The following is a 24070-nucleotide window of genomic DNA, read 5'->3' on the forward strand; positions in this document are numbered from 1 at the left end:
TAAAAAATATCGTATTTTACGTAGTTAGAGCCAAGATCAAAGTTGAGCTGGGTAAGTTAGATTTAGGTAGCTTTTAAAGGATGTCATCACAGCTGACACCCTAGGGTGCATATATGTCACTCTATCGGTAACACGTGTGTAACACTTGTAACGTTACATACGTTACAAGTAACGTACTAACTCGTTACAAATGATATTAATCCTCGTTGTTTTCAGTGTAGGGCTTAACTACCTCAACGATTTTATCCATATCAAGCGATTTAATGTAGTTTTCAAGCATAAATTTTAAATAAGGTGGATATGGAGTGCGTGACCCCCAGGCATTAACGGTTGCGTAAGGGATGTTAGATAATTCACTAAGTCGTTTTTTATTGATACCAGCTTTATTTAACAAGTTTTGAAATTCGTTTTTATCCATTTTTAGCCTTTATTTTTTATGAAATAATAGCATAACGCAATAAAAAATAAAAATAAAATATTGTTATGCTATTTTAGTTAATAATCTTTTAAGTATCGTTACAATATGATTTTACTTAAAATTAATAGCGTAAATATACTTTTAAAGGAGAACAAATGTTAATCCCAACCAATTCAGACAGACCAATGTTTAAAAGGTTTCATGAGTTTGTTATCGAGCAGAACAATGGCAACACAGAGGCAAGCGAACAAACACTTTATGATGTGGCATACTCGCTATTTTATGAGAGCCACACGCTAAGAAGCGAAAATGCTAGGGTTTTAATGCATAATGGCAAATTTCACGCACAACATGTCGAGCTAGAGGAGCAAAACGAGCAATTAAAAGCCAAGATAGAGCAAGCAAAAGCAAAGTTTGAAAGGCTAGCTAGTAATTACGTAGCCTTGTGCGATGAGATAGACGAGTTAAAAAAAGAAAATGCAGAGCTAAAAAGCAAATTATCACTAAAGGGGCAAAAATGAAGTTAGTTTTTAACGAAATCAATAAGAATTTTGAGTTAGGCATTGAAATAACTTGCGTATTAGGGCAAGTATCAACGTTAATGCTAGCACTAGCAAATAAACACGAGAGCATAGACGACAATGAGAGGCTAAACGCTACTTATCTACTAAGTGGTATTTTACTCGATATTGCCTCAACGCTTGACGATTATGCACTAAAAGACACAAAAGCGACTAAGGGGTAAGAAAATGACGGCCAAGAGATGCGTAAGACTATACGAGCTTGAAAGGGCTCGAAGCTTTGATGAGCTAATAAGCACACTAGAGCAAAGCCAGGACGTTAGCAGAGATGAAGCCATTTATCAAGCAGGGGCTAAGGCGTGGCTATTCGTAGATTATTACATTAACGAGCTCAGGCACGCAGAAGCACAAGTAAAGCACTTAAAAAGACAGCTTGACCGCCTAAGCCCTGGTGATAGAAGCAAAGAGGACTTTAATAAAAATAACCCCTTAGAAGCCAAAGGGATTTTTAAATGGCATAAGCCCTTAAAAGGTGCGAGCTTGCAAAACGATATGCAAGCAAGCTAATCATAATCTAAAGGGGCGAGGCTAGCCACTAACCTCATCACTCCACGAGAGGGTAAACAGCCTTTTTCATAAAATATTGAAAAAATCAAAAAGGCTAAATCAATCCTGCCAAAAGAGTTTAACACACTTGAAACCTTTTTTAAAATCCTTGATAAATTCTATCCAGACTGGGAGAAGCGAGCAGATGATTATTACTTAACCTAAATAGCCTTTTTAATCCTAAAAGTATTTAATAGCCCTTACACGGACGAAACTATTATTAACAATTTGAGAGTTATGAAAGTGAGTAAATACGATAAAGAGCTAGCCAAAATTTACGCTTTGCCACTAGAGGCTTACAAGTGTATTATGACAAATAGAATGAAGCCAGACAGAGCAAAGGCGAGCGCAAAACGATATGTAAAAAATACGATGTAAAGAAACGGCTATTTATTTAAATACCAAAGCATAAAACAGCAAAGAAACAGCAAAAGCTTTCGCAAAGGCAAGAACCGGAGCAAGCGAGGTTTTAAATAGTAAGTGCGAAAAGTTACCATACAAACAACGATAAAAACAAGGCTAAAAGCGAAAAGTTACCACTAAAAAGAATGGGAACAAAAATGAGCACTCAGCTGAAGCTCAAATAACGCTATTATCGGCACAAACTCAAAAATCAGAAATAGAAATGAGCGCCTAAGTGAATACCATGCGAATACTAGTAAGCACGCAATAAGCGTATAAAGTGGGTAGTTAGTGAATAAAAGTGAATGCCAAAGAGTGAATACTAAGCCACCTTTTAACAATACAAGCTAAAATAATCAAAAGAAAGGGTTGCAAATGCAGACATTAACCATACGGACAGATAACGCCGATTTCATAGAAAAAGCAAGAGAGATACTAATAACGCTAGCTAAATTTGACGGCGTGAAGCTAAACCTAAGCGATGAGGTTAAATATCAATCGCGCTTTAGCGAATATGAAGCGGACGTTGAGGCTATCAGACGCGGAGAGCTTGAAACCTATCCGCTGGAGGGAATACGCGACGAGATAGCCAAATGGTAATTAGACGCACAGCACGTTTTAACCTCGAATTAAAAGCAGTGTTTGACTTTATCGCAAAGGATAGCCCAAGCAGGGCGCAGAGTTTTGTTAGCAAGTTACTAGACGCCGTGGAGCTTTTGAGCGACAACCCACGACTAGGACGAGCGATAACGGACGACAAAAGAGAGCTAATCGCCAAAGGCTATGTAATACCCTACTTAATCAACAAAGACGCCATTAAACTTTTAGGCATTTACAAGGCTAACGAGTGGGGAGAGTGAAACGTATAAAAGCGATAACGTTTCACAAAATAACCTTAATTAAGTTTTCGAGCAAAAAAGAGATGAAAACTACTAATCCTTAAGCCAAAACGACCACTTTAAGCGTCCGAAACTTAAATCATTTAACTTTACAACTTTACAATCCCCTATTTTAGGCACTTATGATAGTTTTGTATTGAAAACTAAACTTTTCATAACCAAAAATTTAATCGCTTGAACCTTAAAAGCTCGAGTGTAAGTTTGAGTGTAAAAATTATTGCTTTTAATTTTCTCAAAATACGATAATAACGGACTTTAGAGCTAAAATCATTTTTCGCTTAACTCCACCATAAATCTAAATACATCTATCATTATTTATACCTTTTGCTAAAAATAACTTTTTACCAAAAAATAAGATGCCAATATGTAAAAATTTAATGGATAATTGATATTAAGACCCTTATCAACATTAGTAAAAGTTAATAACTAAAAAATAATTTTATAAATTTTTATCTTGCTTTAACAAAAAATAAAATAATATTCGCTATTAAAATTCAAAGGAAAAAAATGTTTTTAAAACGAGGAAAAATCATTTTCAACATCCACCTAATAATTGGACTAATTGCGGCTATTCCGCTAATATTCATGACTCTTTCAGCACCATTTGCATCTTATAGAGAAGAGATCAAAAGCGCAATAAATAAAAATTTTATAAACTTAGTTCCTAGCGAAAAAACAAATTTAAGTTTAAATGAACTCCTAGCTAAAGCAAAAAGTGAGATTCAATTTGATACGCTTGAAAGCTTACAAATAGGTGGAGCAAATGAAGCTTATCGTATAAGCATTACAAAGGATAAAAAGCAATTAAATTTCTTCATAGATCCAAGAAGTGGCGAAGTTATTAGCGAGGACTGGGGTGAGAAATTTCGTATCATTATCTTAAGTCTTCATAGAAATTTAGGACTTGCCTTGCTTGATAGCAAAGTACCAGCCAATATCGGCAAACAAATAGTTGCCATTAGCTCTATCATCATGGCTCTGCTTGCTATCAGTGGCCTCATCCTCTACGCACCAGCGATCAAGCGAAATTTCTTAAATTCGCTAAAAATTAAACCAAAAGCAAAGGGCTACGCCTGCTTCTACAACCTTCACACTAGCCTTGGCACCTACGTGGCGATCTTGCTTGTGGTGATGTCGCTAACTGGACTTTACTGGTCTTATGGCTGGGTCAGAAGCGGTGTAAATAGTATATTTTTTGATCTAAAAACAGCTCCAATGAAAAAAAGTCTACCACAATCAAATTTACTCCCAATAAGCGACGAGAAATTTAAAGAGATCGAGACTGCGGAGCAAATTTTTAAAGATAACGTCACACTAGAGCTAAAATCGCTCACGATAAACGTACCTGAAAATAACCAAACTACCTACACTATAAACTACGAAACTAGCGAGAGCCAAGTGGGCAAGCTAAAGCTTGACGCTAGCGCTGGCAAGATCAAAGAAAACAAGCTTGTTAGCAAGTCTGAGAGCATCCCAGAGGCAAAAAAGGCTGGGCGAAAAGTGCTTAGCTTGCACACTGGAGAGATGTTTGGCGAAATTGGTCAGGTAGTGTTTGCCGTATCATGTGTGATCGCGGTTTTACTAATCATAACTGGCTTTTTAATGACCATAAAAAGGACTAAGGCACTCTAAATAAAAGTAAATTTTTACCTTGCTTTGGGTAAGATTTTGAGAAATTTTTACTACAAACAAGAGAGAAATTTATGAATAGAAAACGCATATACAACCCAAGTTCAAATGAAAATTTGACCGACAGAAGAGTCTTTAACGGCAACCCACACGGCATTTTAAATTTCACCAAGGCAAAATACGAGTGGGCGTTAAAGCTTTGGGACCTCATGGAGGCAAATACCTGGTTTCCAAAGGAGGTCGATACCACCGATGACGTGCGCGACTACGCCTACAACCTCACAGAGGCCGAAAAACGCATGTATGACCTAGTCTGGAGCCAGCTCATCTCGATGGATAGCTTTCAGACAAACAACCTAGCTGATAACATCAACCCTTACATTACCGCGCCAGAGATTAACGCCGTGCTAAGCCGCCAAGCCTACGAAGAGGCAAACCACAGCAAGTCTTACGCTGTCATGGTCGAAGCGATCTGTGACAATACCGACCTCATCTACGAGATGGAGAAGCACGACGATGTATTGCGCGAGAAAAACGACTACATCTCAAGTGTCTATGAGGAGCTTGCAGGTGAAGTAACTGACGAAAAACTACTTCTTGCGATGGTTGCCAACCAAATTTTAGAGGGTATCTATTTTTACAGCGGCTTTACAGCGATCTACGCTCTAGCTCGTGCGGGCAAGATGCTGGGCTCAGCGCAGATGATACGCTTCATCCAACGCGACGAGATCACGCACCTACTTTTGTTTCAAAACATGATAAATTCAGTCCGCAAAGAGAGATCTGACCTTTTCACAACTGAAACTGAGGCAAAAATTTATGATATGTTTGAAAAAGCTGGAAATTTAGAGATCAAATGGGGCAAATACATCACTCAAAACCAAATAATGGGCTTTACTGATGATATCATCGAGCAGTACATCCACTATCTCATCGACCAACGCCTAGTTGCGATCGGCCTAAAACGCAAATACAACGTAGCTCACCCTATCAAATGGGTCGATGACTTTGCGAAATTTAACGACCAAAAGTCAAATTTCTTTGAAGCAAAGGTGACAAACTATAGCAAGGGAAGTATCAGCTTTGATGACTTTTAAAAATAGCATCTTAGCCCTTGCCTGCGTGCTTTTTGCGGGGTGTGCGAGCAGCAATCAAAGGATAATTGATCAAGCAAATAAAAATAATCTCGAAAATTTCTACGCCTACAAGCTTGTTAAGGTAAAAGAGACAAGCCAAGCGGAAATCTATCAAGAGATGCCAAACGGTGAAATTGCACCAAGTTTCGCACCGCTAGGATCTGTGCTAGGAAATGACGTGATGTTTGGCATAAACAAACAGTGTGGCTTTGAAGCAAAAGATCTAAAAGAGGTAAGAATAGTTTCACATGATGAGGCTAGGGGTCTTGGCTTTGAGGTCTGGGTCTTTAACGATTCATTCTCCCAGAGAGATGATAAAATCACAGCTATAAGCGTTATTTTAAAAGCTACACCAAACATAGGTGGTACGGATATAAACTGCAAAATTCCAAAAGACTGCCACGACGAAAAACCTATGACATTTGTATTTGGAAAATAAATGAGCGAAAATTTAAACCTAATAAGCCTAACTTTAAAGGCAAAAAATGCAACAGATCGCCTAGAAGAGCTTGCAAATTTAGTTGAGGCTGCGCCTGAAAACTCACTCATTCTTGCAAGCGAGCTTTGCATAAGTGGATATGATTTCGACGGCTTTTTCGCAGGGGCAAACAAAGCGATGCTCGGTGGCATGATAGGCAGCTTTGATGCAATGCTACTTGAACGCTTGCAAGAGGCGCTTAGCCCAGATAAATTTCTTGGTTTTACGCACCTTACTAGCCTAAACAAAAGTGCAGGGCTCGCTCAAATTTCAAATCTAAATCCGCACCAGCCAAAAATTTATAACGAATTTTTGCTTCTTAACTCAAATAATGTTTTTCATTCACAATTTAAAGCCGAACTTTTTAGGCCAAATTTAGAGCATGAAATTTTTGCCGCTGGCGAGGTGAGCGATATAAATGCCTTTAATTTTAGAGGGCTCAAGCTTGGCGTGCTAATATGCTTTGAACTACGCGATAGCACACTTTGGGCAAAGCTAAAAGGATGTGACATCATCATGGTGCCAGCCATGTGGGGTAAGGCTAGAGAGGATGCTTATCTTAGCCTATGCAAGGCTCTAGCTATCGCAAACAACTGCTACGTCATGATCTCAAGCTCTCTTGCATTAGAAGTTGCTGGAGTATTTTTACCAGATGGCACGTTAGAGCAAAGCGCGGTTTTTGATGCAAATTTGATCACGCAGATAAAGAAAAACTTAGGGCTTTTATAAATTTTAAGATAAGCTTTAAATCGTATAATAACGATTTAATTTTTATTTAGGATATAAATTTTGACCCAACTAGAAGCGATAAAATGCCAAAATTTGGCTAGCGATATAGCCGACGAGATCACGCTAAGCCCACTTTTGTTCGATGCGATAGCCACCACTGAGCGTGAAATTTTTGTACCAATCACTGCACATGCTTATAAGCTCGATGCTCAGCCGATACTGGGCAATCAGTGGATCAGCTCACCGCTAACTGTGGCAAAGATGACAATGGCACTAGAGTGCGAAAATATGGACAATATCCTAGAAATAGGCTGCGGTAGTGGCTATCAAGCAGCGATTTTAAGCAAACTTGCACATAGAATTTTTAGTGTCGAGCGTATAGAAAAGCTAGCCATGGAGGCGAAAAAACGCTTCGAGGCACTAAAAATAAAAAACGTGCATGTAAGATATGACGATGGCAACAACGGCTGGCGAAGCTACGCACCATTTGATCGGATCTTGCTCTCGGCAGCTGCTGACGAGATCTCACCAAATTTATTTAAGCAGCTTAAAAATGGTGGAATTTTAGTAGCTCCAATGAAAAAAGATGGCAAGCAATTTATCGCTAAATTTAAAAAAGATAAAGATGGAAATTTAGAAAAAGAGTACTTGGATGAGTGCCTTTTTGTGCCACTTCTTGAAGGTAGAGAGTAGCCTAAAATTAGGCAAAGCCTAAGCCTTGCCTAAATGTTAGAATTTATAAGTATAGCCTGTATAAATTCCTATAGTCGTATCTCTTAGCTGAGCTCCGCTATTTTTCTTATAAAAAGTCTTATCAGCTTTTAAGCCAAACTCGATCGCGTTATGTTCATCAAATGAGTAGATACCGCCCGCTTTTGCGCCAACTAGCAAGCCTTTGAAATTTTTCTTACTTGTTTCGTTATTAAATCTCTCTCTAACGCTCAAGTAGCCAAGACCTGTGTATCCGCCAAGAACGGCTTTAAAATTTTCAGTGATGCTTGGCGTATAATCAACACCGCCTAAAAATTTATGCTTACTCCATTTTGCATCTGATTCACCAGCATTTTTCCTAGCTTTAAAGTCATAATAATAACCACCATAAGCTCTATAGCTGTCAAAATCATAACCGCCATAAAAGCCAAGACCATAGTGACCTTTTTTGAAGTTATTTTTCTCACTACTTGCTATGTTTTTTGTTTTGATTTTTGAGTTAAACGAATAATCACCTTCACCACCAACAAATGCACCTTGAGCTAGTGCAGCTGAGCTTACCAAAGCTAGAATTAAGCTTGATTTTACAAGTAAATTTTTCATACCTCTCCTTTAAAAAATTTTTGAGATTTTACATCTATGCTTTTAATCTATATAAAATTTAAATTTAATAAGAAATTTTATACCAAGTGCCAATTTATTACTAATAGTAAATGTAGTAAGTATGAGTATTATTAAGAAGATAAGAGCAAAAATACTTAAATTTAGCACGGCTTTAGGGCAAATCCTAAGCCCACAGCCATGCCAAATTTATTAAGTTACGTCCTAAAAATGTACCTTAAATTTTGCCCAAAAGCTTCTGCCAGGCTCATAAAGTCTCGTGCCGTTCGGGATAGTCTCGTATCCTGCGATACCGCCGCCGTAGCCGCCTTTTGAGTTATGATAGGAGTATTTGGCGTCGTTTAAATTTTCCGCCGCTAGCAAAAATTGATAATTTTTATATTTATAGCCCGCGCTTAGTCCTAGCGTCCAGAAGCTATCGCTCTTGCCCAGATCCATGCCGCCCACGTCGCCGTAGCCTTTTTGCGCGCGTTTTTGCGACGCGTTAGCGTAGAAGTCGGCTTTGACGAACCAGTCTGACTTTTCTAGGCCGGCGCTTAATTTAAACGTTAGAGGAGAAACCTTAGGCAATGTGTCACCGTCTTTTAATCCGCCCGCGTTTTTAGTCACCTTGCCGTAGACGTAGGATACGCCGGCACCCAGTCTAAATATATCAGCTAGTAGCGTATCGCCCTCGATCTCGCCACCGTATAGTAAAGCATCGGTATTAAATACATTTGAAGACATGCCCATAGGACTATATTTTATCATTATGTAATCATCCATTTTCGAGACGAAGAAATTCGCGTTTAGCTCGTAGTTTTTATCTTTTAGCACGGTACCAAAGTCTAGTTGAGTGTTTCTTTCTTTATTTAGCTTGAGATTATCGTCTTTATTTGTTTCCCAGTGATCCGGTAACCTTTGCGCGTGACCTAGTCCCGCATAAAGCGTTAAATTTTGTAGATATTTTTCGTATCTAAAAAAGCCGGAGAATAAATTTTCGCTCCTACTTTTATGCGTTAGTAGCTGCTTTCTCTCGCCGACATCTAACCTAAGTCCGCCAAAAAGCCCGTAGTCGTTTTCAAGGATGTATTCGTTTTGAGTGTATATAGTTTTATACGTTACCTTGCGCTCTTTTACGTGCGGCTTTGATAGGGCGGCGTCCATTTCGGCTTTAGATACGCCCGCCATACCGCTTCCGGCACCTCGCCATTTAAACGTATCTTGAGAGTATCCTGCGCCGATGAAGCTAGTTAGATTATCGAAATTTAACTCGCCTTCTAGCTTAAAGCCGTACATATCGCGTATCGGGTGACTGATGCTGTATCCCTTGCCGCGTCCAACGCCCGGCACCACCGGACGCATGGTGAAGTTGTCCATTATGTGATCGATTTGATGATAGTATGAGCTTAGCCTGATCTTATGCTCGCCGACGTCTTGTTCAAATTTGAGTCCGAAAGATTTACGGTCAAACTGTATGCCATCCCTCATCCTATCGGCATACGCCGCTTCGCCATCGCCTAGATCCGCGTTAACTGTAAGGCCGTAGTTTCCGTGGGCGTTAGCGTGCCTACGATCGAGACGCTGTTGCGTTTATAGTGCGTATGCATTTTCTGTCCGTCGCCGCTTTTATAATCGCCGCTCTGGTAGTGTCCGCCGGAAATTTCTAAACTGCCCAGCTCGTTGCCCGCCGCTACGTCCGCGGCAGTTTCAAATCTTCTAAAACTACCGCCCAGCACGCTTATGTTTCCTCCGAAGCTCGGTTTTGATAGCCTTGCTATCTCTCTATCGAAAAATATACCGCCGCTAATGAGCGCGCCGTATCTTACGTCTTGCGGACCTTTTACGATGCGAACCGAGCTGTAGTTTTGCGCCGAGATGTAAGTGATGGGCGTATCCATGCGCATACCGCAACCGCCGTTTAGCGTGCTACCGTCGATTAATACCGGCAGTCTGGCCGCCGTCTGCGAGCGGTAATAAACCTCGCTGCCGCCTCCGCCCTTACGTTCCATCGTAAAGCCGCTCAAATTTAAAAGCGATTTAGCGATGTCGCCGTTTTCTAGTATCGCGCCTTTGCCTACTATTTGAGCCTTTGTCGGTTCGTCAAGAACGGACTTTTGTATCTTTGCGGAAACGGTAACCGGAGCCAAGTCTATCGTTTCATCAGCACCAAGCATTAAATTTGGTACTAAAGCAAATACTAAAACGTAAGAAATTTTCATGTTTAGTCCTATGAAATTAATATTTAAAATTGAAATTAAAGCAAAAACAAACTTAAATAAAGTATAAATATTTATATAACATTAATTTTACAATACAGAAATTTGAGTCAAATAGTATTATTTTAGTTGGACTGCATTAAATATATAAAGAAACGATTTTTGTGAATTAAAGCCGAAGCGATCTCGGTTTCATTAAAATTTTAGCATTATAAAACCGAGATAAAAATTTATAAAATCTCTTTTATGAGTAGTTGTGGAGTAACAAGTCCGCGGAATGAATTTTTTGATATACAAAAGATAATATCTATCATCTCGCCAACTCTAGCGTGTTTTGTAAAGTTAAAAAATAGAGCCTCAAGCGTTTTATTATCCTTTTGCAAGATGAGCTTTAAGTGATTTTGATCTCTACCTATAAGTCTTTCGTTTTTAACAAGAGCATTTTTTATCTTAAAGACTGGGCGTGGATTCTTCTGTCCATACGGCTCATAAAATTCTAAAATTTCAAGCAGTTCAAAGTCTATCTCGCTTGGCATTATATCGCCAAGTAGCTCGTCTGAGCTTTTGCAATCTTGCATATTTAGGCATGAGCAACTTTTATTTATTGCTTCTTTAAATTTCACCAAATTTTCAGGTGCAAGCGTAAGTCCAGCCGCTCCTTTGTGACCGCCGTAGCTTGTTAGCAAATTTTCGTGGCTTGCTATAAGAGATAAGATATCAAGCTTACCAATACTTCTAGCACTACCTTTTGCACGGCCTTTATCGATGCTAAAGACGATAGCTGGCTTTGCAAAGTGTTTTGCTAGGCGGCTAGCTACGATGCCTATCACGCCCTCGTGCCACTGCTCACCCCAAGTGATGATGACTTCATCATCTTCTTTTACGTCCTTTAGCGAGCACTCAAAGAGTTGGCGTTCCTCCTCTTTTCTGGAGTTGTTAAATTCAATGATCGTATCAAGGTAGTTGTAAGCCTCTTCGATGCTCTTTGCACGCAAGAAGTTAAATGAATTCATCGCATCGTCCATGCGTCCGGCTGAATTTATAAGCGGAGCTATAAGAAAGCTAATATCATCGCACTCAAATTTTTCCTTACCATAAAACTCTTTTATAGCGTGAAATGCAGAACGCTTAGACGCATTTAGCTTACAAATGCCAAGGCGAACAAGCATTCTATTCATATCTCTTAGCTCCATCATATCAGCGATTATCGCGATAGCTAAAAGCTCTAAAAACTTGCTCATATCGTAGTTTAGCTTGCAAACATCCTTTAGCGCGCCAACCAAATACCATGCCACTTCAGCACCGCAAATTTCGATATTTGGAAAGTTGCAGTCTTCTTGTTTTGGGTTAATGATCGCATAAGCTTCTGGGAGAACAGCTGGAGGCATGTGATGATCAGTGATAATAAGATCGATGCCTTTTTCTTTACAAATAATAGCTGCATCATTTGCCGAGATGCCGTTATCAACGGTGATAATCAGGCTTACATCGGCTGAGAGTTCGTCTATTATCTCAGGATTTAGCCCATATCCATCTTTAAATCTATTTGGAATTTTTACTAGGTAGTCTTTTACGCCAAGATCATCAAAAAACTCGGCCAAAATCACACTTGAAACCACACCATCAACATCATAATCGCCCACAATGGCTATACGCTCGTTTTTCTCGATCGCTTCTTTTATGCGATTAGCGCCTTTGTAGATATCTTTTAAGGCACTTGGTGTCGGAATTTCACTAATTTTTTTATGTATGTCGTTACAAAATCTATGCGCTAGTAAATTCCTTATATCCTCTTTATTTAGCATGGTTTTGGCAAGAATTTTTAAAGAACTTACCAACTTTATTTAATGCCACTTGTTCACTTAAATTTACACCCATATTGCCAAAAATTTGGCTATAAAAATACTTCTTTTTCATCGCAATCTTTCGTCTTTATTTTGAATGCTTGGATTATATCTTTTTGAAATTTAATTTCTTATAATTTTAAATGAAAGTAGGATTTTAGGGCTAATGGCAAGCTTAAAAGCTTTGTTAAATTGATAGTCTTTACAAATTTAACCCGACAAAAATAGTAAGCATTAGCAAAAATTTATACAATTAAATTTATAAATTTTAAATGGTTTATGCCAGAAAATTTAAACCATTTTTATAAAAATTTATTCCAAATTTCTCAAAAACTCCGCGTATTCTCTAGCGCCGCGTTCTATTTCGCTGTCGCTTGATACGTAGTCCACACCCGGAGTCTCCTCGGCGCCGTAAAATGCGAAAAAGTCGCGGTAATCGGCGTGAAAATAGTATTTAAACGCAAGCTCGAACAGCGTAAGAACCTCGCGCAAGCTAAAATGATAGCGTCCTTGCGGGTGGTAGTCGCTCTTTTTGATGCCTGCGGTCACGGCTAGAGCCACTTTGCGCCCCGCTATGCCGTCCGAGCCGCGTCCGTAAGCAAAGCCGTGCGTCATCACCGCGTCGATCCACGATTTTAAAATCGGAGGGCAGGAGAAGTTGTGAAGCGGAAACTGCAAAATGAGGGCGTCGTGGGCCCTGATGAGCTCTTGCTCGCGCGCGGCGTCAATACTTTTGCCTCCGTAAACCTGCGTCAAATCATGAACGCTAAAGCGCTGCGGCTCTTTGAGAGCCTCTTGCAGCAGGCGTTTGTTTATGACCGAGTTTTTGATGTCTGGGTGGGCTAAGATGATTAGAGTTTTCATTTTTCTCCTTAAAAATTTATGGCAAGTAGTGGGATTTATTTGGCAAATAATTGAATAAAACAGTAAAATTTTTAAAAGAATTTTTAGAGCCAGATGGCTCTAAATTTAAGATTTGACGTTTTCTAAACTTGCCTTTATAAAGCCTAATATCACAGGATTTGGCTTAGTTAGACGGCTAGTAAATTCAGGATGACACTGCACGCCCACAAACCACGGATGGCCTTTTAGCTCGATAGCCTCTATCAGTCCATCGCTCTCGCCACTTACTATTAGACCAGCCTTTTCAAAGGTCTCTTTATATTTTGGATTTGCCTCGTAGCGGTGGCGGTGACGCTCTTTTACGCTCTTTGCGTTGCCATAAATTTCAGCCAAAAGCGTCTTTGGCTTGATGTCGCAGTTATAAGCACCTAGCCTCATAGTGCCGCCAAGTGGGCTTGTGTGCGTTCTTATCTGTTTTTTGCCGTGGGCGTCGATAAAGCTATCTATTAGATAGATGATAGGGTTTTTACACTCTTTGTCAAATTCCATAGAATTTGCATCCTCTAAGCCCAAAACATCCCTTGCAAACTCAATGAGTGCTAGCTGCATACCAAGGCAAATTCCAAGATAAGGGATCTTATTTTCACGAGCAAATTTTATAGCCTGCATCTTGCCTAAAACGCCTCTTTCGCCAAAGCCTCCAGCGACCAAGATGCCATCAACATCTTTTAAAAGCTCATTTACATTGTTCTCTTCTATCTTTTCGCTATCTATCCAGCGTAAATTTACCCTAGCGTCCAAATTTGCTCCAGCGTGGATGATGCCCTCAGTTAGGCTCTTGTAGCTCTCTTTTAGATCGATATATTTACCCACAAATGCTATTGTAGTTTCATTTGTTGGAGCGATTATCCTTTTTACTAGGCTATCCCACTTTGCCATATCTGGTTTTAGCTCATTAAAGCCTAAATTTTCAGCAATCGGCGTTAATATATCTTGCTTTAAAAATGAAAGTGGAATTTGATAGATACTTGCGCTGTCTAAGCTCTCTATGACACAATTTTTCTCAACACCACAGCTTGCTGCTATCTTATCTTTTAGCTCGCGGTTTAGTGGCATTTCAGATCTGCAGACGATGATATCTGGTGTTATGCCTATACGTCTTAGCTCGCCTACACTATGCTGGGTTGGCTTTGTCTTTAGCTCGCCAGCTACTTTGATAAATGGTACAAGCGTTAGGTGGATATTTAGCGCTCTTTTTTTACCAACTTCTACTCTTAAAGCTCTTATCGCCTCTAAAAATGGCAAGCCCTCGATGTCGCCAACTGTTCCACCGATCTCAACAATGAGCACATCTTTGCCCTCGCCTGCTTTTTTGATGCGATCAACTATCTCGCCAACGATGTGAGGGATAACTTGTATAGTTTTTCCAAGGTAATCGCCTCTTCGCTCTTTTTCTATAACAGAGCTATAAACTCTGCCTGTTGTGAAGTTATTGTCCTGACTTAGGCTCTCATCTAAAAATCTCTCGTAGTGACCAAGGTCTAGATCTGTTTCAGCGCCATCGTCTGTGACAAAGACTTCTCCGTGCTCAAGCGGGCTCATCGTGCCAGGATCTACGTTGATATATGGATCAGCTTTTAAAACACTTACTTTTAGTCCGGAATTTTTTAAAAGAGTCGCGATAGACGCAGCTGCGATGCCTTTTCCAAGTGAGCTTAAAACTCCACCTGTGATAAAAATGTACTTCGTCTCTTTTGCCATTAAATTTCCTTAAATTTATTTATTTTTTAATTGCGGATTATACCCCTTAAATATTTAGTAAGGCATTAATCGTATAAATTTTAAAAATTATTCTTTAAGTCTTTTTGTTATAGACTTCAAAAACTATGATAAAAAACTACTTAAACATCATTGCCTCTTTATATATAGAGGGCTTTAAAAACATGAAAATAGGCAAGAAATTATGGCTTCTCATAATAATAAAGCTTATCATTATGTTTGGAATTTTAAAGGTCTTTATCTTTGACGAGACTCTTAATACCAAATTTCAAACCGACGAAGAAAAAAGCGAATTTGTAATTCGTAATTTAATAAAGGAATAAAATGTCTGAGATGGATTTTGTTGACTGGTCTAGGGCTCAGTTTGCGCTGACTGCCATTTACCACTTTTTGTTTGTCCCACTTACTTTGGGGCTAAGTTTTATCATCGCCATTATGGAGACGATATATGTTAAAACCGGCGATAAAGTCTGGCTTGAGATAACGAAATTTTGGCTAAAGCTCTTTGGTATAAATTTCGCTATCGGCGTTGCTACTGGCATCATCATGGAGTTTGAGTTTGGTACAAACTGGGCGAATTACAGCTGGTTTGTCGGCGATATCTTCGGTGCTCCTCTTGCGATTGAGGGCTTGCTCGCATTTTTTATGGAGAGTACATTTTTTGCCATTATGTTTTTTGGCTGGGAAAAGGTTAGTAAGAAATTTCACCTATTTTCAACTTGGCTTGTTGCGATCGGTTCAAATTTAAGCGCGCTTTGGATCTTAATCGCAAATGGCTGGATGCAGTATCCAATAGGCATGAAATTTAACCCAGATACTGCTAGAATGGAGATGGAGAATTTCTTCGAAGTCGCGCTAAATCCTCTTGGCATTAGCAAATTTTTACACACAGTAACTAGCGGCTACACCATCTCAGCTATCTTTGTGATAGGAATTTCTGCTTGGTTTTTAATCAAAAAACGCCACATCTTGCTAGCTAAAAAAAGCATCGTCGTTGCTAGCGCATTTGGACTTATCACTTCGGCATTTTTGTTACTTAGTGGCGATGAGAGTGCATATTTTGTAGCTCAAAAGCAGCCTATGAAGCTTGCTGCGATGGAGGGACTTTATAATGGCGAGAAAAACGCTGGTCTAGTTGCCGCTGGTATTTTAAACCTAGCTAAAAAGCTTGGCGACGAGAGCGATGCCTTTTTGCTTGAGATAAAGGTACCTTACGCACTTGGCATCATGGCAAACAGAGAGCTTGACTCATTTACGCCAGGTATAAACGACCTACTTTATGGCAACAGCGAGCGCGGCATAATGAGCGTTGAAGAGAAGATGGCAAAGGGCAAAGTTGCTATCGAGGCTCTTAAAAACTACAAAGAAGCCAAAAAAGCAAATGACGAGAGCCTAATGAAAACTTCGCTTTCAAATTTAGAAAGCAACCTAAATTTCTTAGGATATGGCTATCTTAAAGACGCAAAAGAGGCTGTGCCACCAGTTGCGCTTACATTTTATAGCTTCCACATCATGGTCGCACTTGGCACTTACTTCATAGCTCTTTTTGCTATCACTCTTTATCTAAATCTCTCAAGAAAATATAAATTTGAAAACATAAGAGCGTTTTTGTGGATCTGCCTCTTTACTATACCGCTTGGCTACATCGCAGCTGAAGCTGGCTGGATAGTAGCAGAGGTCGGTCGTCAGCCATGGGTGATACAAGATCTCATGACCGTTGGCGTTGGAGCTACTAATTTAGCAGACTCAAATATCAAAATTTCATTTATATTATTTGCTGTTTTATTTACGGTCTTGCTAATTGCTGAGATCAAAATCATGCTTAAGCAAATAAAGATAGGATTTAACGACCATGCATAGTTTAAGCTTAGAAAATTTACAAATTTATTGGTGGTTTATAGTTAGCCTTCTTGGCGGACTTTTAGTCTTTATGATGTTTGTTCAAGGTGGGCAGTCGCTCATCTTTAGCCTTGGCAAGGACGAGCTTAAAAAAGATATGCTTATAAATTCTATCGGTAGAAAATGGGAGCTTACATTTACAACGCTTGTTATGTTTGGCGGCGCATGCTTTGCGGCATTTCCGCTATTTTATGCTACTAGCTTTGGTGGTGCTTACTGGGTTTGGCTGGCTATTTTATTTTGCTTTATCATCCAAGCTGTAAGCTACGAGTACCGCAAAAAGCCTGATAACTTCTTAGGCGCTAGAACTTATGAAATTTTCCTTTTCATAAATGGCTCACTTGGCGTTATCCTTATTGGCATGGCGGTTAGTACATTTTTTAGCGGAAGCGATTTTGTGCTAAATGAACACAATTTTGTCGAGTGGAAGACTCCATTTCGCGGTCTTGAAGCATTGGCAAATCCTTACTTGTATTTGCTTGGCATAGCGATGTTTTTCCTATCTCGCGTAGGTGGCTGCTTATATCTTATAAATAACATCGCTGATGGCGAATTTATACAAAACGCTAGAAAACAGCTACTTATCAACACCGTGCTATTCTTGCCATTTTTCCTAGGCTTTCTTGCGTGGATACTTACAAAAGATGGCTTTGCATACGACGCAAATGGCGTAGTTAGCCTTATGCCTTACAAATACGCTATAAATTTGATCGAAATGCCTATCGTCGGTATATTGCTTCTTGTTGGCGTTGTTTTGGTGCTTGTTGGAATTTTCCAAGGAGTATTTACAAAAAGTATTCGTGGAATTTTTGCTTACGGCGTTGGCGTAACACTAGCTGTGACTGCACTATTTTTAATAACAGGCCTAAATGGCACAGCATTTTATCCATCATTTAGTGACCTTGCTAGCTCGCTAACTATCAAAAACGCAAGCTCAAGTCACTACACACTTGGCGTTATGGCCTATGTTAGTTTGCTAGTGCCAGTAGTGCTTACTTATATCATCGTCGTCTGGCGAGCGATAGATAGCAAGAAGATCACGCAAGACGAGATCAAAAACGATCATCACGCATACTAAGGATAAAAGATGTTAGAAGCAGGAATTTTTTTGATACTTTGGCCAGTGACGCTATTTGTTAGCTATAAATTTGTTCTTTTTTCTCTTAAGAAATTTGATACAAATAACTAAAATTTAGGGGCGTTTGCTCCTAAATTCTTCTTTTTATTTTTACTCTTTAAAACGACTTCTTGATAAATTTACTTAAGCCACTTTTCATATAAGCGTTAGTTTTGTGTGAAATTTGGGTAGTAAGATATCATTAAATTTTATTAAAGGAGCGAAAATGAGCAAGAATTTCTTAGGTTCTGTTGCCCTTGCGGCTGTTTTGGTTAGTGGTCTTAGTATAGGCATCACGCCACTAGAGGCTGGAGTCCTGGCTCATCACGTAAAGGTTCAAGGCGAGCTTGGATTAGTCTTTATAAACCCCTACGACGTATCGCCGCTAACTGCTATCATCGATAGAGCTGGCAAAGACATCAAAGATATCCATGTCAAAGTAAAAGGCAAGCCAGATGGCGGTATCGACATCGACTACAACGTCTCAGAGCATGCCCTGCTTACGCATGATGGCGTGCCTATTTGGGGCCTTTATCCTGACTATCTAAACGAGGTCGTGCTTAGCTACACATTTAATGGAGCTAAAAAGGTAGAAACATATAAAATTTACGCCCAGCCTATCGTCACATATAGCCGTGATTTTAGATTTTCTCACATGCAAAAGACTCGCGTCAAAAAGGTCGATCCTGTCTTTAAAAACAGGCTCTATCTAATAAACAACACAATCACAAGCGTCTATAAACCGCTTGATTGGAAAAATGGCGGAGCTGCTAGCTGGAACGACTTTACCGAAAACTACATCGTAGATACCAAAGGTGAGGTTAGATGGTATCTTGACTATCAGAAATTTTACGACCGCAGCGAGAGAAGAGTGATGGATGGTGGTATGATGATGGGCTTTCATCAGCTAAAAAATGGCGATATCAGCTTTGGCATGGCTCAAAGATATCTAAGATATGACCTTATGGGAAAAGAAATTTATAATCGCCCGCTTCCAAGAGGCTACATCGATCTAAGCCATGAAGTTATGCCATTAAAGGACGATCACGCACTTCTTAGAGTTGGCAAATACAACTACCATCATAAAGACGGCAAAATTTCTCACACCATAAGAGATCACATCATCGAGGTCGATAGCACCGGTAAAGTGGTCGAAGAGTGGGATCTAAATGAAATTTTTGGTAACAACGTCTACCGCAGTAACCTCATAAAAGCGCTTGATGCTAGAGCTGTTTGCCTAAACATCGACATGGACGCAAAGGAGATAAAGATAAGCGACGATCAGCCATTTGGCGACATCACCTCTACTGGCACAGGCAGAAACTGGGCTCACGTAAATTCTATCTCATACGATGAGAGCGACGATAGCATTATCCTCTCGCTTCGCCACCAAGGCATCGTAAAGATAGGACGTGACAAGAAAGTAAAATGGATATTAGCTTCGCCTGAGGGCTGGAGTGAAGAATTTAAAGCCAAAGTGCTAACTCCAGTCGATAGCAAAGGCAATAAGATAAAATGCGAAAACTCAAAATGCGAGGGCGAATTTGACTGGTCATGGACTCAGCACACTGCATGGCTAACGCCAAGATACGACAACAAAGGTAGTATAAAACACCTAAGCGTATTTGACAATGGCGACGCAAGGGGCATGGAGCAGCCAGCCTTTAAAGAGGATAAATACTCCCGTGCTGTTGAGTACAAGATAGATGAGAAAAAGGGTACGGTTGAACAAACTTGGCAGTTTGGCAAAGAGCGTGGCTTTGACTTTTATAGCGCAGTCACTAGCAACGTTGAGTGGCAAAAGGATAAAAGCACCTACTTTATCTCAAGCTCAAATGTAAATTTACTCCGTCCTGACAAGACTATCAAAATGGTCTTAGTTGAGATCGATCCAAAGACAAATGAGATCAAATTTGAGATGGATGTGGACTCTGCTTCAAGAGATGATGTCGCTTATAGGGCGATGGTTATTGATCCGGAGGTATTTAGTTATTAGCAGTATCTGGTGTGAGATTTTTCTCGCACCAGCTTTTAGTTGTTGTTTTGAAATTTATAGATTGCTTCTTTGATTCTAGTAAGGTTAAAATTTATCGCTCGCTCTAGTTCTGGCAAGTCTATATCTTTATCCGCTTCGAATGTTTTTACCATATCGCTTAGCTCTTTTGTCTCATCACTTGAAAGAACTATGCTTTTAAAATTATCATCATCTATCTGGTCAAATTTTAAAAAGATCGATGCAAATTTATCTTTTAAAATTTCTTTATTTAGCTTTCTATTTTCCAAAGCTTTCTTTGTTCCACCATTTTTATTACAGGTTCTAAATATCGAATCTATTGTTTCATTCACTTCATCAAGTAAAATTTCTGTTTTTTCACTTTGCATATAAAACTCTCTTAACTATAAATTAAATTTAAAATAAAAGCTAAATCGCTCTTGTTTTGGAGATTAGAAGTTGTTTTACTTCTTCGCGTAAAAAGGAAAAATTAAAGTTGTATTTGTGAAGTTATTTTCATAAAAGTTTGTGCCAGAATTTAAAATTTTAGTTTGCATTGGCATCACTTTTATGCCCTCTGTTTTTGCGATCATTTTATCATCCTTGTTAAAAAATTTTATCGCATTGTATAAATTTTCATAAGTCTTGTAAATTGTACCAGGGTACAATAAAGCCCTATAAATCAATATTTATAACACATTGATAATATTTTTACGTTATTATTTTGCATACTGCTTTGATTAAAATTGCCGAAATTTCGTAGCTATTTAGCTCATCCTTTTTGGATAAATTTTACAAATTTAATGTGTTATTTATGTAATAAAAAAATTTTCAAATTTGCAAAAAATTTTTAAAATCTTTGATACTTTATATGTGATAAAATCCTCTCAAATTTTTAAAAAGGATCAAATTTGAGAAGCGACATAATCAAAAAAGGCTACACAAGAGCCCCACACCGCTCACTTTTACGTGCGACCGGGCTAAAAGACGATGACTTTGCTAAACCCTTTATCGGCGTTGCAAACAGCTTTATAGAGATCATACCTGGGCACTTTTTCTTAAATAAATACGCACAAATTTTAAAAGATGAAATTCGCAAAAATGGCTGTATTCCATTTGAGTTTAACTGCATCGGCGTGGATGATGGCATCGCGATGGGGCATGGAGGCATGCTATATAGCTTGCCTAGTCGTGAGATCATCGCAAACTCGATCGAAACCGTGATGAACGCTCACGCACTTGACGCACTTGTTTGTATGCCAAACTGCGACAAGATCGTCCCTGGCATGGTTATGGGTGCTTTGAGGGTTAATGTCCCAACCGTATTTGTAAGCGGTGGCCCAATGAAAAAAGGCTACACAAAAGATGGCAAGCCAATCGATCTTGCGACTGCGTTTGAGGCAGTTGGTAAATTTGAGACCAAAGAGATAGATGAGGCTGAGCTAAAAGATATCGAGTGCAACGCATGTCCAAGTGGCGGCAGCTGTAGCGGTATGTTTACGGCAAATTCTATGAACACGCTTTGTGAAGCAATGGGCATAGCACTCCCTGGCAACGGTACTATCCTAGCGCTAACTCCAGAGCGTGAGGAGCTCATCAGGCAGGCTGCTCGCAGGATCTGTGAGATCGCACTTGATGAGAAATTTAAAATCAGAAACATACTAAATGAAAAAGCGATCCGCAACGCTCTTGTCGTTGATATGGCGATGGGCGGCAGCAGCAACACCGTTCTTCACATGCTAGCCATCTCAAGAGAGGCTGGCGTAAATTTAGACATCAAAGAGCTAAATAAAATCAGCCAAAATATCGCTCATATCGCTAAAATCAGCCCAAGCTTACCAAATGTGCACATGGAGGACATCGGTAGAGCTGGTGGCATGAATGCAGTAATAAAAGAAATTTCACGCAGAGATAATGGCATGCTAAATTTGGATAATCTCACAGTTAGTGGCGAAACTTTAGGAGAGCGTGTAAAGGTAAGTGACATCAAAGATGAAAGCATCATTCACAAAGTAGAAAACGCCTATTCACAAGTTGGCGGACTTGCCATTTTGTTTGGAAATTTAGCCGAGCAAGGCTGTGTAATCAAGACAGCTGGCATCGTTGGCGAGCGTAAATTTAGCGGTAAAGCAGTCTGCTTTAACTCACAAGATGAAGCTATAGCTGGCATTTCAAGTGGTAAAGTAGATAAAGGCGATGTCGTCGTCATCCGCTACGAAGGTCCGCGCGGAGGCCCTGGCATGCAAGAGATGCTAAGCCCTACTTCGCTTATCATGGGACGAGGCCTTGGTGCAGATGTAGCGCTCATCACAGATGGTCGCTTTAGCGGAGCGACAAGAGGTCTAAGCATCGGTCACGTGAGCCCAGAAGCAGCTGAGGGCGGCATGATAGGCTTGCTACAAGATGGCGATATCATCGATATAGACGTCGATAAATACGAGATAAACGTTCACCTAAGCGAGGCCGAGATCGCAAAGAGAAGAGCGGAATTTAAACCAGTCGATAAGGCGCTAACCTCTCGCTGGCTAAGGCAGTATCAAAAGCTAGTCACAAACGCAAGCAACGGAGCAGTGCTAGAAGCATAAAAATTTACTATAAAGCAAGGAGTAGCCTCTTTGCTTTTATAAAAATATTAAAATTTCTTCATTTTTTTAAGGATACTAAATGCAACAAGATTTCTATTTTTATGCTGCCATATTTTTAGGAGCACTATTTTTGATTGCGATATTTGTCATCTATTCATTTAATAGAGACAAACTCGAGCTAAAAAGAAATTTGACACAAAAAGAGCAAGAAAATTTTGAAATTTCATCAAATCTAACAAATTTAGTATCTAAAAATAGTGAAAATCTGCAACTGATTAGCGAGCAAAAAGCAAGGCTTATGTCAAATCACGAGCGAATAGACGAGCTCATCGGCGAGATCAATGCGCTAAAAACCAAAATAGTACAAAAAGATGAAGCCGAAGATGCAATGGAACGCGTGATAAACGAGCTTAAAGAGAGTATCGGTACAGCAAATGAAAGGGCCAAGAATAACGAGGCAAATTTCACTGCAACACTGGCTGAGCTAAATCAAAATAAAAATGCTTTAGCTGAAGTGAGTGAGAGAGAAAATAGATTAAAACGTGATATGGCTGTGCTTAGAAATGAAATAGAAGCAAAAGAAAATAGTCTAAAAGAGCAAGAGGCAAATTTATTAAAAGTAAAAAATGAGTTAAATTTAGAATTTTCTAATCTTGCAAATAAAATATTTGAAGAAAAAAGTGCGAATTTCACACAAAATAGCCAAAATTCTTTAGATCTTTTGCTAAAGCCGCTAAAGGAGCAAATTTCAACCTTTCAAGAGCGCGTAAATGCAGTCCACGACGAATCAGTTAAAGGCATGAGCGCGTTAGGAACGCAGATTAAGCACATAAGTGAGATTGGTATCTCAATGTCAAAAGAGGCAAACTCACTAGCCACTGCACTAAAAGGTAGCAATAAAACACTTGGAAACTGGGGTGAAATACAGCTTGAACGCACATTTGAGGCTTCTGGACTTGTAAAAGATGAGCATTACTTGACACAACAAAATTTCAAGAACGAAGAAGGTAAACGTCTTATTCCTGATTTTATAGTAAAGATACCAGATGGCAAACACCTAATAGTTGATTCTAAAGTCTCACTTATAGCTTACGAAAAGGCTATCACAGCTAGCAACGAAGAGGAGCTAAATTTAGCATTGAAAGAGCATATCGCCTCTATGAAAAATCACATAGATAGCTTAAATAGTAAAAATTACGGCGAGATCGTACCTGATAGCCCTGATTTTGTATTGATGTTTATACCAATTGAGCCAGCATATATCGAGGCTATGAAATTTGATAGTTCACTTTTTGACTACGCATTTCAAAAGCGCGTAATACTAGTATCTCACACTACGCTTATGCCTATTCTTCGCACAGTGGCAAATTTATGGCGCATAGAGCGTGGCAATGAAGAGGCCAAAAATATCGTAAAGAGTGCGATTAAAATTTATGATAAAGTCCGCAATGTAGCCGAGCATATGAATAGACTTAGCAATACACTAAATACTGCAAATAAACATTTTAACGCCCTTGCATCAAGTTTTAGTGGTAGAGATGGTCTTGTTAGTAGACTTGAAAATTTTAAACGCTTGTCTCCAGACGATCAAAAAGATATAAAAGTAAAAGAGATCGGCGTAAATGACGAATTAGAAAAAGAGGATTAGGATATGGCTAGAAA

At 39.3% G+C, this 24070-nt stretch carries 26 protein-coding genes and 1 pseudogene; 17 read left to right on the forward strand and 10 right to left on the reverse strand.

The window, feature by feature from the left end; genetic code table 11:
• Window positions 1–196: 196 nt before the first annotated feature.
• A complete protein-coding gene (locus TH67_RS08840; RefSeq protein ID WP_021089218.1) occupies window positions 197–418 on the reverse strand; it encodes a hypothetical protein in 222 nt (73 codons plus the stop codon).
• A 155-nt stretch (window positions 419–573) separates the two neighbouring features.
• Between TH67_RS08840 and TH67_RS08845 the strand changes: the two genes are divergently transcribed.
• The 11 genes from TH67_RS08845 (at window position 574) to TH67_RS08895 (ending at window position 7511) form a co-directional block, all read left to right on the forward strand.
• Window positions 574–939 carry a hypothetical protein gene (locus TH67_RS08845; protein ID WP_072595243.1) on the forward strand — a complete coding sequence of 122 codons (366 nt, stop codon included), beginning with the start codon at window positions 574–576 and terminating at the stop codon, window positions 937–939.
• Window positions 936–1163 (forward strand): hypothetical protein, encoded by a 228-nt coding sequence (locus TH67_RS08850; protein WP_072595244.1) that lies wholly within the window; start codon window positions 936–938, stop codon window positions 1161–1163. The genes TH67_RS08845 and TH67_RS08850 overlap by 4 nt, the downstream gene beginning before the upstream one ends.
• 4 nt (window positions 1164–1167) lie before the next feature.
• Window positions 1168–1506 (forward strand): hypothetical protein, encoded by a 339-nt coding sequence (locus TH67_RS08855; protein WP_072595245.1) that lies wholly within the window; start codon window positions 1168–1170, stop codon window positions 1504–1506.
• A 276-nt stretch (window positions 1507–1782) separates the two neighbouring features.
• Window positions 1783–1923 (forward strand): HrcA family transcriptional regulator, encoded by a 141-nt coding sequence (locus TH67_RS08860; RefSeq protein ID WP_072595246.1) that lies wholly within the window; start codon window positions 1783–1785, stop codon window positions 1921–1923.
• 399 nt (window positions 1924–2322) lie between these two features.
• Window positions 2323–2547: a hypothetical protein gene (locus TH67_RS08865; RefSeq protein WP_072595247.1), complete on the forward strand. Its 225-nt coding sequence runs from the start codon at window positions 2323–2325 to the stop codon at window positions 2545–2547.
• Window positions 2541–2807, forward strand: a complete 267-nt coding sequence (locus tag TH67_RS08870; RefSeq protein WP_072595248.1) for a type II toxin-antitoxin system RelE/ParE family toxin — start codon at window positions 2541–2543, stop codon at window positions 2805–2807. Before TH67_RS08865 ends, TH67_RS08870 begins: the two co-directional genes overlap by 7 nt.
• 546 nt (window positions 2808–3353) lie before the next feature.
• The gene (locus tag TH67_RS08875) at window positions 3354–4478 is read left to right on the forward strand and encodes a PepSY-associated TM helix domain-containing protein (RefSeq protein ID WP_072595249.1); all 1125 of its coding nucleotides are present in this window, start codon (window positions 3354–3356) and stop codon (window positions 4476–4478) included.
• A gap of 71 nt (window positions 4479–4549) precedes the next feature.
• Window positions 4550–5572, forward strand: coding sequence for a ribonucleotide-diphosphate reductase subunit beta (locus TH67_RS08880; RefSeq protein WP_072595250.1), 1023 nt, complete (start codon window positions 4550–4552; stop codon window positions 5570–5572).
• Window positions 5562–6050 carry a hypothetical protein gene (locus tag TH67_RS08885; protein ID WP_072595251.1) on the forward strand — a complete coding sequence of 163 codons (489 nt, stop codon included), beginning with the start codon at window positions 5562–5564 and terminating at the stop codon, window positions 6048–6050. The genes TH67_RS08880 and TH67_RS08885 overlap by 11 nt, the downstream gene beginning before the upstream one ends.
• Window positions 6051–6818, forward strand: a complete 768-nt coding sequence (locus TH67_RS08890) for a carbon-nitrogen hydrolase family protein (protein WP_072595252.1) — start codon at window positions 6051–6053, stop codon at window positions 6816–6818.
• A gap of 60 nt (window positions 6819–6878) precedes the next feature.
• The gene (locus TH67_RS08895; RefSeq protein ID WP_072595253.1) at window positions 6879–7511 is read left to right on the forward strand and encodes a protein-L-isoaspartate(D-aspartate) O-methyltransferase; all 633 of its coding nucleotides are present in this window, start codon (window positions 6879–6881) and stop codon (window positions 7509–7511) included.
• A 36-nt stretch (window positions 7512–7547) separates the two neighbouring features.
• On the opposite strand, the gene TH67_RS08900 is transcribed toward TH67_RS08895, so the two are convergent.
• The 7 genes and pseudogenes from TH67_RS08900 to TH67_RS08920 form a co-directional block, all read right to left on the reverse strand.
• Entirely contained in the window at window positions 7548–8132 is a 585-nt protein-coding gene (locus TH67_RS08900) for a hypothetical protein (protein ID WP_072595254.1), read from the reverse strand.
• A 222-nt stretch (window positions 8133–8354) separates the two neighbouring features.
• Window positions 8355–9644 (reverse strand): annotated as a pseudogene (locus tag TH67_RS08905) (TonB-dependent receptor domain-containing protein); the annotation flags it as partial.
• Between the two features lie 5 nt (window positions 9645–9649).
• Window positions 9650–10351 (reverse strand): TonB-dependent receptor plug domain-containing protein, encoded by a 702-nt coding sequence (locus tag TH67_RS10410; protein ID WP_180371754.1) that lies wholly within the window; start codon window positions 10349–10351, stop codon window positions 9650–9652.
• A 227-nt stretch (window positions 10352–10578) separates the two neighbouring features.
• Complete coding sequence (recJ, locus tag TH67_RS08910) at window positions 10579–12153, reverse strand: single-stranded-DNA-specific exonuclease RecJ (RefSeq protein ID WP_072595255.1); 1575 nt, start codon at window positions 12151–12153, stop codon at window positions 10579–10581.
• Window positions 12143–12265 (reverse strand): hypothetical protein, encoded by a 123-nt coding sequence (locus TH67_RS10705; protein ID WP_257638069.1) that lies wholly within the window; start codon window positions 12263–12265, stop codon window positions 12143–12145. Before TH67_RS10705 ends, recJ begins: the two co-directional genes overlap by 11 nt.
• Window positions 12266–12504: 239 nt before the next feature.
• Window positions 12505–13056: an NAD(P)H-dependent oxidoreductase gene (locus tag TH67_RS08915; RefSeq protein ID WP_072595256.1), complete on the reverse strand. Its 552-nt coding sequence runs from the start codon at window positions 13054–13056 to the stop codon at window positions 12505–12507.
• Window positions 13057–13161: 105 nt separating this feature from the next.
• A complete protein-coding gene (locus TH67_RS08920) occupies window positions 13162–14796 on the reverse strand; it encodes a CTP synthase (RefSeq protein ID WP_072595257.1) in 1635 nt (544 codons plus the stop codon).
• Window positions 14797–14921: 125 nt separating this feature from the next.
• Here TH67_RS08920 and TH67_RS08925 point away from each other — a divergent pair, with 125 nt between their 5' ends.
• The 4 genes from TH67_RS08925 to TH67_RS08940 all read left to right on the forward strand — a co-directional run bounded on the left by TH67_RS08925 (window position 14922) and on the right by TH67_RS08940 (window position 19826).
• Window positions 14922–15137: a DUF4492 domain-containing protein gene (locus TH67_RS08925; RefSeq protein WP_072595258.1), complete on the forward strand. Its 216-nt coding sequence runs from the start codon at window positions 14922–14924 to the stop codon at window positions 15135–15137.
• 1 nt (window position 15138) lies between these two features.
• Window positions 15139–16674 (forward strand): cytochrome ubiquinol oxidase subunit I, encoded by a 1536-nt coding sequence (locus TH67_RS08930; RefSeq protein ID WP_072595259.1) that lies wholly within the window; start codon window positions 15139–15141, stop codon window positions 16672–16674.
• Window positions 16667–17791, forward strand: a complete 1125-nt coding sequence (locus tag TH67_RS08935; RefSeq protein ID WP_072595260.1) for a cytochrome d ubiquinol oxidase subunit II — start codon at window positions 16667–16669, stop codon at window positions 17789–17791. The genes TH67_RS08930 and TH67_RS08935 overlap by 8 nt, the downstream gene beginning before the upstream one ends.
• 265 nt (window positions 17792–18056) lie before the next feature.
• Window positions 18057–19826, forward strand: coding sequence for an aryl-sulfate sulfotransferase (locus tag TH67_RS08940; RefSeq protein WP_072595261.1), 1770 nt, complete (start codon window positions 18057–18059; stop codon window positions 19824–19826).
• 35 nt (window positions 19827–19861) lie between these two features.
• Here TH67_RS08940 and TH67_RS08945 read toward each other — a convergent pair whose 3' ends face one another.
• Together TH67_RS08945 and TH67_RS10710 are read right to left on the reverse strand one after the other, a co-directional pair.
• Window positions 19862–20212 (reverse strand): hypothetical protein, encoded by a 351-nt coding sequence (locus TH67_RS08945; protein WP_072595262.1) that lies wholly within the window; start codon window positions 20210–20212, stop codon window positions 19862–19864.
• Window positions 20213–20287: 75 nt separating this feature from the next.
• Window positions 20288–20416, reverse strand: a complete 129-nt coding sequence (locus TH67_RS10710) for a hypothetical protein (RefSeq protein ID WP_257638070.1) — start codon at window positions 20414–20416, stop codon at window positions 20288–20290.
• 318 nt (window positions 20417–20734) lie between these two features.
• Between TH67_RS10710 and ilvD the strand changes: the two genes are divergently transcribed.
• Together ilvD and rmuC are read left to right on the forward strand one after the other, a co-directional pair.
• Entirely contained in the window at window positions 20735–22408 is a 1674-nt protein-coding gene (gene ilvD, locus TH67_RS08950) for a dihydroxy-acid dehydratase (protein WP_072595263.1), read from the forward strand.
• A gap of 79 nt (window positions 22409–22487) precedes the next feature.
• Window positions 22488–24056 carry a DNA recombination protein RmuC gene (gene rmuC / locus TH67_RS08955; RefSeq protein ID WP_072595264.1) on the forward strand — a complete coding sequence of 523 codons (1569 nt, stop codon included), beginning with the start codon at window positions 22488–22490 and terminating at the stop codon, window positions 24054–24056.
• Window positions 24057–24070 lie beyond the last annotated feature (14 nt).

The organism is Campylobacter concisus (assembly GCF_001891085.1).
In the GTDB taxonomy this organism is placed as follows: Bacteria; Campylobacterota; Campylobacteria; order Campylobacterales; family Campylobacteraceae; genus Campylobacter_A; species Campylobacter_A concisus_O.